Below are 11778 nucleotides of genomic sequence, written 5' to 3'. Positions count from 1 at the left end.
CATTTGGTAAAATAATGTTGGAAAACGAATTTTTTAGATTGGAGGGTCTACCCTTGAATATTCATATATCAAGTCTGCTTCAAAAAATGGAGGAAGCCATTCAAAAAGCAAAACAAAGTGGAAATGATGAAGAGGTGAAACGTCAAGCGGCGGTCATCTCTTCACTATGTGATGTCATTCTCGACACATCATCACAGGTGCAAATGCCGCAGTCTTCGGTCATTTCACCACCTCCATCTATACAGACACCATCTGCACCGGCTGTGTCTACGGATCAAGCCATGCTAGAGAAATTGATGGGCACTAGCGGTGCAAAGAAATTTCAGCATAAAGAAGAGGGTCAACAAGAGAAAGATGGCAACGGTGACTCTATTCTTGATTTTTAATGGTCTTGTCACGACAAAGGGAAGGTGATCGGGTTGAAACTATTTTTGGGCGCCATTCAGTGGATGGCATTTTTTATCGCAGCTTCTATTGCTGTGCCGATTGCGATTGCACAAGCATTTGAATTAAATCAAGTGCAGTCGGCGGAACTGATTCAGAGTACATTCTTTTCACTTGGACTTGTGGCGATGGTGCAGTGTTTATGCGGTCATATGTTGCCGATCAATGAAAGTCCAGCAGGGCTGTGGTGGGGGGTATATACCCTTTATGCAGGCATGACAGGGACGATTTTTGCCACATATCCTGAAACCTTGCAAGCATTACAAGGGGCTTTAATTTTTAGTGCTGCGTTCTTTTTTATTTTTAGTCTCTTTAAAATCATTAATTGGCTTGCGTCTTTATTTACGCCAGTTGTCACAGGTATTTATTTGCTGCTACTTGTTGTGCAGTTAAGTCAGCCAATCATGAAAGGGCTGATGGGGATCGGCTATCGGGGAAATCAGGTAGATGGGCTTGTCTTTTGTCTATCGATCTTGATTATTGTCATCACCTTCATGATCAGCCGCTCAAAATGGCATTATTTAAGACAGTTTTCTGTGTTATTCGCACTTGCAGGCGGCTGGCTGTTATTTGCTTTACTCGGACTAGCGAAGCCAGTTCGCATTCCTGAGCAGATCATTGAGTTTCCAAAACTGTTTCCGTTTGGCATGCCAGTCTTTGACAGTGGACTGCTTGTCACGTCCTTTTTTATTACGATCTTACTCATTGTGAATATGCTGGCAAGTATTCGAATTGTGGAAAGTTCCGTGAAGGCATTTGGTGAACTGCGTGAGCGAAAACGAGCCAGACCGGCTGGTTTTGTCGCCGCATTTGGTCATTTGCTAAGCGGACTGATTGGTGCGATTGCGCCTGTCCCTATTTCGGGGGCAGCGGGCTTTATACAAACAACCAAAATTCCATCGAGAAAGCCATTTTTTATTGGCAGTCTGCTCATTGTCCTCATTAGTTTATTTCCATTAATGATGAGCTTTTTCTCTGCATTGCCTTCTCCTGTGGGGCTGGCTGTGAACTTTGTGGTGTTCTCTTCTATGATTGGGATTGCTATGTCTGAATTCGATCAGTATGAAAAAGAAGACATCCCGCGCATTCGATTTGTGCTTGGCATCGCTGTTTTAGCAGGCGTGGGCGCAATGTTTGTGCCACAAGGGGCATTGAAAGGCATGCATCCTGTGCTGATTTCTTTATTGAGCAATGGTCTTGTTCTTGGCACGCTGATTGCAATTGTGGTCGATCAAGTGTTGCTGCGAAAGAAGAAGAAATCCGACAATCTCGTGTCAGCATCATAGGAAAGTTGAATGTTGGATAAGACCCGCGCTATGATAAACATAATTGATGAGATAAGGAGAATGACGAATGAAACTATTTTTCATATTAGGTGCCATTAACGCCATGCTTGCGGTTGGTCTTGGAGCCTTCGGTGCACATGGACTGGAAGGGAAAATTCCTGAAAAGTATATTGAGATATGGAATAAAGGGGTTCAATATCAGATGTTCCATGCCATTGGCCTATTTATTGTCGCTTTTCTGGCAGATAAGCTGTCAGGTGTTTCCCTAGTGCCGACCGCTGGCTGGGTGATGCTGGCAGGCATTCTTTTCTTCTCAGGAAGCCTTTATGTGCTTGCCTTGACTCAGGTGAAGATTCTAGGTGCCATTACACCAATTGGCGGAGTGGCATTTATCGCTTCTTGGATCATGCTAGTGATTGCAGCAGCAAAAAATTTATAAGATAAAAAAACCGATGCTCTCATAGGGGCATCGGTTTTTTTCTTAACTCCAATAAGGAGAATAGTTCGGAGGTGCTTGATAATAAGGTACATAGTGGGAAGGGGGGACAGGGTGCGTTTGTGTCTCTTCCTCCCGGTGGCAGAAAGGTCCGATAAACACACCAGGTTTCACAGGCTGCGTCGCCTGCTTCCACTGCGTTTCGTTCATGCAATAAGTATGTGCCATGATGTGTGAAGGCGTGAGGGTTAGAAGGTCTGAACCTAAGATGACTTCTGGCGTCGATGCGTTAAAAATGGCTAACAAATGGGTTTTGTCCTGCAAGGCGACTTCATAATGCCACCAGCCTTGTGGCACATTGGCTACCTGCCCAGGGGTAATGGTGTAGGTGGACAGCTTTTTTGTAAAAGGGTTCAACATGGATACAGCAGCAGAGCCGGCGATACAATAAACAAGCTCGGCAGCATTTTGATGATAATGAGGCTCTACTACTTTGCTTTTACTCAAATATATATCCAGCAGAGATACTTGATCGAGCGAATTTAATTGTTTTTTTCCTAAAACATTAATCAGGTTGTGTTGATCATATTTCACAAGGGGGCTTTGGTTCAGATCAAATGAATATTTGACATTCGGCGATGTATAATCCAGCTCAACAGTCATTGATGTCACCTCTAGGCGTTTAATAAAAACTACTAGGCATCTTATGAGCCTTCCCCCGAAGGTGTGTCAAAAACCTAGACAAAAGAAAAAAGCAAGGGCGTCTGCACCTTGCTGCTGATAGGACCTTGAGGTTATCTCGGAGAATACGTAGACATCGAGTATGGATAGTCATATTGAATTTCCCCATCAAACGTAATGTAATCAAGGTAGATTGTTAACAATAAGTATCGTGTCCCAGTTTTGTTATCACTAATGATAATGTGATCACGTCCTGCGGCCTCAATGACCCCTCTAAAAATCTTAGAGTTCCATTCTTTACTTGCCTCAAACGTCATATAGATCGTGGCTACTTTGCCGCGGTTTAATCGTAAAATATTTTCAATATAGGACTGCTCAAGCGGCAGCTGACCGGTGACGTTCTGCTGATAAATCGGTCCCGAAGGAATTTGATAGGGCTGCCCGCCACTTTGCCCACCTTGGCCTCCTTGTGAAGTACCAGTAGACGGCATTGGCGAATACCCCTGCTGCATTTGACCTTGCATTTGACCCTGCGTTTGGGGAGGGACTGAATAACCCATCTGCTGCGCAGGATACGGATTTGCTCCATATTGTTGCTGGCGAAAATCTTGACCTTCGAAACCCGAACCTTGCCCAAATTGATTTTTCAATTTCATAACGTTCCTCCTCTTTCCTCATGGTGTTCTAAACAGAAGGCAGAAAAGCGCCTGTTGTTTCCATAGCATTCTTTTTCTCTTTCACACTATGAGACAGGAAGAGAGAATATGTACATTGAACGAAAAAAAGGAACTGCCATGCAGTCCCGCAGATTGTTGACAAAGGGCTAAAATAGCCCTTTGTTTTCTTTTCAGCGTTATAGAAAACCCACCCGCGTTCTTCGTTAGGTCTGTGATTCAGTGCACAAGATACGAAATTCATTTCGATCAGGTGATCAATCTTACATTATCCAATTTATAGCTCGCTGGAGATCAGATGAAAGTGTCACGATGAGAAAAGATGCCGCAAGCGGTGTGATCACAACGAGAAAGGCTTGCCATAATTTTAGCTTCATCACAGCGGCAATGCTTAAAATAGCCATTCCTAATATCCACGTCTTTGCATAAGTGTCAATAACAGTAAAAAGATCAAGATAATACCAAATTTCATAATGCTGATCTAAATAGGGTGAGATTTTGACAAACGTATACGGACCGAGCATGCCAATCGTGAAAATCCAACTGAGTGCAAATAAAGCAGAAGGGAAAAAGATCGACAGCGAGCAGGCTTTCAGTACATCTCGATACGCGGTTTGACTGCCGAAAAAAAGGCGTCCTAACAACTTTAGGATGAGTACACCGAAAAATAGACCGAGATTGCCTGCTAAAATACCATATCCTGCACCTTGTAACAGAATAAAAGGAAATGGAATATGATTGCCCATATATTCGCTAAAATACCCTTCGTAGACCCAGCCCGTACCAGCGATACTTGCAAGGAGCATCATCAGCCAAATTGGAATAGAGGAATGTTGATATGAGCGAATAATTGTTTTAGTCGCGACGAAAATTTTTAAAAACCGAAAAAATCCTTTTGCTTCCTCTTCTTTGGGGAGATCATTCTTCATAACTTCCAATGTTCTTTACTCCTTTAATACACATAAATGATTACTAATATTACCAAAGTGTTCACGTTTTTCAAAGATAGATCGATAAAAAAATCCAATTTTATAAAAAATAGGTCACTCTACAGTCTCTTTAAGAGGAAACACATATGATAACCATAGTTTGAAAGAGACTGAGGTGAAAATTTTGACAAAAGTAACTGTCATTATGACGAGCTACAACAAGTCGGCTTACGTCGGTAGATCAATTGAAGCGATCCTGCAGCAGACGCTGTCAGACTTTGAGCTATTCATCATGGACGATGGTTCAAACGAAAAAACCCTTGCTGCTATTGAGCCTTTCCGTAAAGATTCACGCGTTCATTTTATCCAAAGCGGTGTCAAAACGCTGGAGGAGAGAACAGCGAAAACCCGATACGCCGTCCTGATTAATCAAGCGTTAGAACTGGCAAAGGGCGAGTATATTTCCTATGCCACAGATGACAATGTCTATGCTCTGGATCGTTTAGAGAAGCTCACTCGTTACCTAGATGCCCGCCCATGTGAAGATATTGTCTATTCTGGATCGAAAGTAATCTATTTAAATAGCAAAAAAGAGCCAATAAAGGAAACCATTCGACCTGCGCAAACAGTGCAATGGAATGCACCTTGCGCTATAGATCATTGTTCGGTTGTTCATCGTGCTTCTATTTTAACAAAAATTCATGCTGAATTTGGGTCTTACTGGGATGAGAGTCCACATTTTTATCGAATAGGGGACGCCCGGTTCTTTTTTCGATTGAATCATTTTTATCCGTTCTATCCCTTTGATGAAGTATTAGATATCAATTACATCACGGAACAGTCGATTCACTATCAGCTGGCAGAAGAAGAGAAAAGTGCCTTTATTCAAGCACTTCCTCCGCAGTCTACCTGCAGGGAGCTCCGCCATATATTAAAACAAAGACATGGGAGGTGACCTTAAGTGTCGCATTATATTCATCATTATTGGCAGGTGTACTTTGAGTATGTGAATCTGATGAAAGACTTATCCTATCGCCACATCCCCCTTGGATTAATCAGTAATTTTTATCAATACATCAGCCCTGAAGTGAGGGAACGTATGGAAGATGAGGCGTTTGGTGAAGAGCTGACAACGACTTGTCCGAAGCCGCAAGACATTCAGCCATTTTTTGATCAGCATAAACAGCAGATCAAGCGTACCCCTTATCATCCGAGTCATGGAAAGGTGTTGCTTCACTTTGAACACTTGCGTTTTACTGAACAAAATTACACGCGGTTCCATCCGAACCAAACAGTGGTGCTCGCACGCTGGAAGAAGGCTGATTATTTCGGATTACCGGTGATCAGCAAGCCGGAATTAGCCGGAGAGGTTAATAAAGAAGCCCATGTTGAATATATTGAAAAAGCAAATGCTCTATTGAAACCTTACGCCCAGCATCCTGTCTTTGGCAATGTCTTTTTTAGAGAAAAGCTTCGGAAGGACATTGTGCAATTTATTGATGTGATTGACCAAATAGAAATGCTATTTGAGATGCAGCCGATCACAGCTGTCGTGGTTGGTACGACGGAGGATGCATATAGCCGTGTGCTCGCCTTGCAAACCGTGAAGCGCCATCTCACAAGTATTTGTCTTCAGCACGGTGCGCTCATGGGAGACGAAGCCTTTTTGCCGATTTTCACCACCTGCCACGGGGTGTTTGGAAAATATGAAAAGGACTGGTATGTAGACAAAGGCTGTCAGCCTGAACAGGTGGAGATCACAGGTCACCCGAGATTTGATTTGGTGCAGGAGCGAACACCGCTTCAACAGGAAATGGTCTTTCGTAAATTGAACTTCAATCCTGACAAAAAGACTGTGCTCGTGGCAACACAGCCGTTTTCAGAAGCCTTTTACGGTGATGTTCTTAAAACAATTGCAAAACGGAAAGACATTCAGCTGATTATGAAGCCGCATCCGTGGGAGATCGCTCGAAATCGATTAAATGACTACACAGCGATTGAAAGTGCGGGGAACCATGTGAGATTAATTAAAAAAGAGATCGACTTGTATGACCTCCTGCCGTATATGGATATGGTCATTACGCTCACATCAACAGTTGGTCTGGAAGCAATGCTCTTTAAAAAGAGTGTACTGATTGGAAAAATGACAGAAGGCAGAAGATACCCTTATTACGAGTCGCTTGGCAGCTGCCACATGGAAAACCCTATTGAGTTGGCCGAGAAAGCGATCCGTATTTTATCGGATGAACAAGAAATGAAGCTGGCGAAACAGCAAGGAGCTCGTTTCATTCAAGAACATTATCCGCATGCACAATCGACCGATGTTCTGCTTTCTCTGCTCAAAACAAAAACAGGTGTGGATTTTCAGAGATGAAGATAGGGGTGTGCAAGCGATATGGGACAAAAGAGAGCACAATTTCTTCCTTATGCACTGCCTTTTATTGAACAGGAAGAAATTGATGAAGTCATTGGAACATTAAAGTCCGGCTGGTTGTCCACCGGACCAAAAGTTAGACAGTTTGAAGAAGAGTTTAGGCAGCTGACTGGAGCGAAGCACGCAATAGCAGTCAATTCATGTACAGCTGCTCTATTTTTAGCGTTAAAGGCGAGAGGCATTGGAGCTGGTGATGAGGTCATCACAACGCCTCTGACGTTCTGCGCAACAGCCAATACGATCATCCATACGGGGGCAGCCCCTATTTTCGTGGATATTGATCCGGCAACACTCAATCTAGATGCGAAAAAATTAGAATCGGCCATTACACCACATACGAAAGCGGTTGTCCCTGTACATTTTGCTGGTCAATCGTGTGATATGGACCAAATTTTAGCGATTGCCAAAAAATATGATTTGTTCGTGTTGGAGGATGCCGCTCATGCCCTCTATACGACCTATCATGATCAACCGATTGGATCAATTGGTGATGCGACCGCTTTTAGCTTCTATGCAACGAAAAACATAGCGACTGGTGAAGGCGGCATGCTGACGACAAATGATGATGCACTTGCGGCTAGAATCAGAAGGCTGGCGCTTCACGGGATGAGTAAGGGAGCGTGGAATCGTTATGGAGAAAAGGGAACATGGTATTACGAGGTCGAGGAACCGGGCTATAAAATGAACATGTTTGACGTGCAAGCATCGTTAGGGCTCGTTCAGCTAAGCCGATTGAAGGAGATGCAGACACGCAGAGAACAGATTGCGAAGACATACAATCAGGCATTTCAACATGAAGCTGGTCTCATCTTGCCGCCTGTACATGATGAGGGAAGACATGCGTGGCATTTATATGTGTTGCAAGTTGAGCCAAAAGAAGCAATGATCACACGCGATGACATGATTGATCAGCTGCAAAAGGAATATAAAATCGGCACGAGTGTTCATTTTATTCCCGTTCACTTGCATCCATATTATCAAGAGACCTACAACCATTCACCAGAGGATTTCCCTGAGGCACTCACTTATTACAAACGAACGCTTTCGCTCCCGCTCTATCCAAGTATGACAGATGAAGATGTGCAGGATGTCATCACCGCAGTCGTGTCAATTTTAAAAGACAAGAAGGCCTCTTCATGAAAGTCGTTCATGCAATAGACGATCAGGTGCTGGCAGCTTGGCTGGAAACATATGGTCATGAAGCGGAACGCATGACAGGATTCAAGCAGTTTGCTCTTGTCAGCGGCGCTAAGCTCAAAGCAGTGCTGTTATACGAATGGTCCAACTGGGAGAGCGGCATTTTTGATAAGCATATTTTTCATGTGAAGTTTGTGGAAGCTGAATCAGCGCTGCTCTTTAAAGAATTGATGGAGAGATTCATCAATTGGATGAGAACAGAAAAATGTGATTTTTTCTTTTTACGTCTTGAGGCGGCTGATCTTGAAAAAAACCGCATTGTTCAAAAACTATCTCATGTGTATTATGTCGGTGGTCTCACTAGGCTTGAGGCACCGCCTGCCCTGATGGAGATGCCATCATCAGATCAAGATGTGGTGATGGGTGTGCCAGATGAAAAGGATTACGATGAGGCGGTCTTACTAGGTGATCAGGCTTTTGTGAAAAGCCGTTATGCCCTTGATCCATATTTAGACCAGCGTGTTGTTCAGCATTTTTATCAGGAGTGGATGAGAAACAACTTACTCGGACGCGCAGATATCAACCTCGTTGCCAAGGTAAATGATGAAGTGGTTGGCTTGATTCAAGGTATGACAAAGGGGCATGAGATGGGGCTTGAGCTTTTTGCGATTAGACCGGATGTTCAAGGAAAAGGGATCGGAAAAAAGCTGTTTATTGAGATGATGAAAGTGTCTCATCACAGAGGGCATCACTTCATTTCTGCGGGGACACAGCTTCATAATACGACAGCCATCCAGCTGTACGAAAAGATGGGGTTTAGGACAATGAATACTTTTCTGTATTACCATGTGTGGCCGAAAAAAGGAGAGAGGTAAGATGGCGCATTTCTATATCGGAGATCGCAAAGTGGGAGATGGTTCGCCTGTCTTTATCATTGCAGAGGCAGGCATTAACCATGATGGAAAGCTGGATCAGGCACTTGCTTTAATTGATGTGGCAAAAGAAGCAGGGGCTGATGCGGTGAAGTTTCAAATGTTTCAAGCGGATCGGATGTATCAAAAGGAACCGGGGTTATACGAAACGGCCAAAGGAGAAGAAGTGTCTATTTTTTCTTTAGTGGAACAAATGGAGCTGCCGCCAGAATGGCTGCCTGTCTTATTGAGACGTTGTAAGGAAAAAGGACTGATGTTTTTAAGCACCGTGTGTGATGAAGAATCGGCTGATTTATTGAATCAAACGAATCCGCCTGCTTTTAAACTGGCATCCTATGAAATCAACCATTTGCCTCTTTTGCGTCATACGGCTTCTTTTCACAAGCCGATCATTTTTTCAACAGCTGGGGCCACCATTGCTGATGTTCATGAAGCATACGAAACGATTACGAGCCAGCAAAATAAACAAGTCGCCATCATGCATTGTGTGGCAAAGTATCCAGCGCCTAGAGCATATACGAACCTGCGGGTGATTCAAACCTTAAGATCCGCTTTCCCTGAAGCAGTCATTGGCTTTTCAGATCATAGTGAACACCCGACGGAAGCGCCAGTAGCCGCTGTGAAGCTCGGGGCAGCAATGATTGAAAAACATTTTACAATAGATAAAACATTACCCGGAGCGGATCATTCATTTGCTCTTAATCCTGAAGAATTAAAGGAAATGGTTCAGCACATTCGAGCAGCAGAAAAGCAGCGGAATCAAGCGGAAATAGACGTTCATTCATTACCAGAGGAGCTTCTTGGCAGTTCTTATAAAACGACAACAGCCATTGAAGGGCAGATTCGAGAATTTGCGTATCGAGGAATTTTTACGACCAAAGGCATTGCAAAGGGAGAGACCCTCACGTCAGAAAATGTAGCTGTGTTGCGCCCTGGACAAAAAAATCAGGGGTTGCATCCGCGATATATGCCGATTTTACTTGGCACAAAGGCTGTGAGAGACATCCCAGCTCATACAGGCGTTTCGTGGAAAGACGTACTCATGCAGGAGTCTCGAGATGATGCATGATGTACTTTTTGTCATTCAGGCTAGGATGGGATCAACAAGACTGCCCAAAAAAGTGATGAAACCGATCGGCGGCATGGCGCTGATTGATTTGATTGTGGAGCGGGTGAAGCAATCAGATGATTACTATCACAAAATGCAAAACCTTATGATTGCCACAACGGTCGAGCCAGAGGATGACTATTTGGCTCAATACTGTATGTCAAAGGGCTATAAGGTGTTTCGAGGCAGTGAGGCAGATGTGCTTGAGCGGTTTGCGCAGATTGTCCGCCAATTTGAACCTAAAACGGTTGTACGTTTAACGGGAGACAATCCATTTATAGATCCTTCGCTTTTGTCGAAAATGCTTGAAAAACATAGACAGGAAAAGGCTGATTACACATATACGAACGGAACACCACTCGGTATTTCCGGGGAAATGATTGAGGCATCTATTTTATGTGAAATCGACAAATTCCCCCTCACTTATTCAGAACGTGAGCATGTCACGCTGTATATCAGAAAGCATCCCGAGCAATTTCACCTTCAATTATTCACACCGCCCAAAGAACTTGCATATCCTGCTTATCGATTCACGATTGATACAGAAGAAGATTATGTGTTTGCTACCTGTTTATTAGAGAAAGCTGGTGGTTCTATTGCTGTGCCGACAGCTGAGCTCATTTCCATCTGTGAACAACATCCAGACATTGTTCGTTTGAATCAATCTGTGAGACAGAAGGATGCTGAATGAACAAAAAAATCATGATTGTTGTTTATGGGGGTTTTTTAAGAGGAATGGGTCATGTCGTCAGAATGAAACGTTTGGCAAAAGAACTGCTTCAGGAAGGGAACGACCTATATTTCTATACAAATGATCAGATTTGTGTAGAAATGCTTTCGCACCCAGAGTGGCACGTTCAGATGGTGCATGAGTCGAATGCGCTTCTCCAGGTCCAACAAGACATCAAAAAGCTAAAGCCTGACCTTTTAGTCATAGATGTCCTTGATTGTGATCTTCAGTTTCTTCAAATGATTAAAGACTCCTGTGGCAGTGCGAGGCTGGTCTTATTTGAGGAAAAAAGAGAGGAAGCCTGTCAGCTTGCAGACACGGTCATAAACGGCATTTATGGCGGTCTGGACGGGAAGCACGAGCAGGTTAATGGCACGGCTTATTATCATGGAACGCCCTATTTATTGTTAGATCACGAGATTAATCGATTCAAAGACACATATGAGGTTCGGAAAGAATGTAAAAAGGTGGTCATCAGCCTTGGCGGCAGTGATCCGTGCGGCCTGTTATCAAAGGCTATATCGGCGCTTCTTCAAACAAATCACCTAGACATTTTAGCGGTCGCAGGAAAAGCCTCTCACATCAAAGAGCAAGTAGAGGCGGAACATATCCAATTCATTCAACATACAGATCAACTACCGGTTCTTTTATCAGAAGCTGATGTGGCTATCGTAGCAGGCGGTATGACGTTATATGAGGTAATTTGTATCGGGGTGCCCAGCATTGTCCTATCGCAAGTAGACCACCAAGCAGTGACAGCGAGCATGTTTGCACAAAAGGGCGCTTGTTTTCACCTTGGATTAGGTGACCTTGTGGAAGAAAAAGACCTGGTGCAAGCTGTTCAAAAACTGTCTGACAGCTATTTTCTCCGCAGAAGCATTCATCTTAATGGACGTTCACTCATTGATGGAAAAGGAATCGAACGAGTGAAAAACATTCTTATACACCTCATGAAATCACACCAAAAAGAACATAAGGATGTGTAGA

13 protein-coding genes are annotated in these 11778 nt (G+C 43.6%); 10 read left to right on the top strand and 3 right to left on the bottom strand.

Features of this window, described 5'->3' with window-relative positions:
- Positions 1–53: 53 nt before the first annotated feature.
- From NSQ64_RS19245 to NSQ64_RS19235, 3 genes are all read left to right on the top strand, one after another.
- On the top strand, positions 54–386 hold the full coding sequence (locus NSQ64_RS19245; RefSeq protein ID WP_341017867.1) for a YwdI family protein: 333 nt from the start codon (positions 54–56) through the stop codon (positions 384–386).
- A gap of 33 nt (positions 387–419) precedes the next feature.
- A complete protein-coding gene (locus NSQ64_RS19240; protein ID WP_341017864.1) occupies positions 420–1730 on the top strand; it encodes a purine/pyrimidine permease in 1311 nt (436 codons plus the stop codon).
- Between the two features lie 67 nt (positions 1731–1797).
- Positions 1798–2169 carry a DUF423 domain-containing protein gene (locus NSQ64_RS19235; protein ID WP_003215282.1) on the top strand — a complete coding sequence of 124 codons (372 nt, stop codon included), beginning with the start codon at positions 1798–1800 and terminating at the stop codon, positions 2167–2169.
- A gap of 42 nt (positions 2170–2211) precedes the next feature.
- Here NSQ64_RS19235 and NSQ64_RS19230 read toward each other — a convergent pair whose 3' ends face one another.
- The 3 genes from NSQ64_RS19230 to NSQ64_RS19220 all read right to left on the bottom strand — a co-directional run bounded on the left by NSQ64_RS19230 (position 2212) and on the right by NSQ64_RS19220 (position 4450).
- Complete coding sequence (locus tag NSQ64_RS19230; protein ID WP_019743221.1) at positions 2212–2829, bottom strand: cupin domain-containing protein; 618 nt, start codon at positions 2827–2829, stop codon at positions 2212–2214.
- A gap of 131 nt (positions 2830–2960) precedes the next feature.
- Positions 2961–3503, bottom strand: coding sequence for a spore coat protein GerQ (gene gerQ / locus NSQ64_RS19225; protein WP_007497781.1), 543 nt, complete (start codon positions 3501–3503; stop codon positions 2961–2963).
- 281 nt (positions 3504–3784) lie between these two features.
- Positions 3785–4450, bottom strand: a complete 666-nt coding sequence (locus tag NSQ64_RS19220) for a hypothetical protein (RefSeq protein ID WP_341018371.1) — start codon at positions 4448–4450, stop codon at positions 3785–3787.
- Between the two features lie 184 nt (positions 4451–4634).
- Between NSQ64_RS19220 and NSQ64_RS19215 the strand changes: the two genes are divergently transcribed.
- From NSQ64_RS19215 to NSQ64_RS19185, 7 genes are read left to right on the top strand one after another with little or no spacing between them, the layout of a single operon-like run.
- A complete protein-coding gene (locus tag NSQ64_RS19215) occupies positions 4635–5405 on the top strand; it encodes a glycosyltransferase family 2 protein (RefSeq protein WP_268381952.1) in 771 nt (256 codons plus the stop codon).
- A 6-nt stretch (positions 5406–5411) separates the two neighbouring features.
- Positions 5412–6824 carry a capsular polysaccharide export protein, LipB/KpsS family gene (locus NSQ64_RS19210; protein WP_341017861.1) on the top strand — a complete coding sequence of 471 codons (1413 nt, stop codon included), beginning with the start codon at positions 5412–5414 and terminating at the stop codon, positions 6822–6824.
- Positions 6825–6845: 21 nt separating this feature from the next.
- The gene (locus NSQ64_RS19205) at positions 6846–8024 is read left to right on the top strand and encodes a DegT/DnrJ/EryC1/StrS family aminotransferase (protein ID WP_341017859.1); all 1179 of its coding nucleotides are present in this window, start codon (positions 6846–6848) and stop codon (positions 8022–8024) included.
- A complete protein-coding gene (locus NSQ64_RS19200) occupies positions 8021–8896 on the top strand; it encodes a GNAT family N-acetyltransferase (protein WP_341017857.1) in 876 nt (291 codons plus the stop codon). Before NSQ64_RS19205 ends, NSQ64_RS19200 begins: the two co-directional genes overlap by 4 nt.
- A 1-nt stretch (position 8897) precedes the next feature.
- Positions 8898–10022 (top strand): N-acetylneuraminate synthase family protein, encoded by a 1125-nt coding sequence (locus NSQ64_RS19195; RefSeq protein ID WP_341017855.1) that lies wholly within the window; start codon positions 8898–8900, stop codon positions 10020–10022.
- Positions 10012–10752 carry a glycosyltransferase family protein gene (locus NSQ64_RS19190; RefSeq protein ID WP_341017853.1) on the top strand — a complete coding sequence of 247 codons (741 nt, stop codon included), beginning with the start codon at positions 10012–10014 and terminating at the stop codon, positions 10750–10752. The genes NSQ64_RS19195 and NSQ64_RS19190 overlap by 11 nt, the downstream gene beginning before the upstream one ends.
- On the top strand, positions 10749–11777 hold the full coding sequence (locus NSQ64_RS19185; RefSeq protein WP_341017852.1) for a glycosyltransferase: 1029 nt from the start codon (positions 10749–10751) through the stop codon (positions 11775–11777). Before NSQ64_RS19190 ends, NSQ64_RS19185 begins: the two co-directional genes overlap by 4 nt.
- Position 11778: the final 1 nt, after the last annotated feature.

The sequence above is a fragment of the Bacillus sp. FSL W8-0183 genome (genome assembly GCF_038006825.1).
Lineage (GTDB): Bacteria > Bacillota > Bacilli > Bacillales > Bacillaceae > Bacillus > Bacillus altitudinis.
The sequence above is the reverse complement of the archived record's forward strand: the minus strand, read 5'-3'. Positions and strand labels throughout refer to the sequence as shown.

Bases quoted from the DNA above. Each gene is read 5' to 3' on its own strand.
- NSQ64_RS19195 (WP_341017855.1), top strand. From the start codon at position 8,898: ATGGCGCATTTCTATATCGGAGATCGCAAAGTGGGAGATGGTTCGCCT.
- NSQ64_RS19230 (WP_019743221.1), bottom strand. From the start codon at position 2,829: ATGACTGTTGAGCTGGATTATACATCGCCGAATGTCAAATATTCATTT.
- NSQ64_RS19190 (WP_341017853.1), top strand. From the start codon at position 10,012: ATGATGCATGATGTACTTTTTGTCATTCAGGCTAGGATGGGATCAACA.
- NSQ64_RS19185 (WP_341017852.1), top strand. From the start codon at position 10,749: ATGAACAAAAAAATCATGATTGTTGTTTATGGGGGTTTTTTAAGAGGA.
- NSQ64_RS19235 (WP_003215282.1), top strand. From the start codon at position 1,798: ATGAAACTATTTTTCATATTAGGTGCCATTAACGCCATGCTTGCGGTT.
- NSQ64_RS19205 (WP_341017859.1), top strand. From the start codon at position 6,846: ATGGGACAAAAGAGAGCACAATTTCTTCCTTATGCACTGCCTTTTATT.
- NSQ64_RS19220 (WP_341018371.1), bottom strand. From the start codon at position 4,450: ATGAAGAATGATCTCCCCAAAGAAGAGGAAGCAAAAGGATTTTTTCGG.
- gerQ (WP_007497781.1), bottom strand. From the start codon at position 3,503: ATGAAATTGAAAAATCAATTTGGGCAAGGTTCGGGTTTCGAAGGTCAA.
- NSQ64_RS19200 (WP_341017857.1), top strand. From the start codon at position 8,021: ATGAAAGTCGTTCATGCAATAGACGATCAGGTGCTGGCAGCTTGGCTG.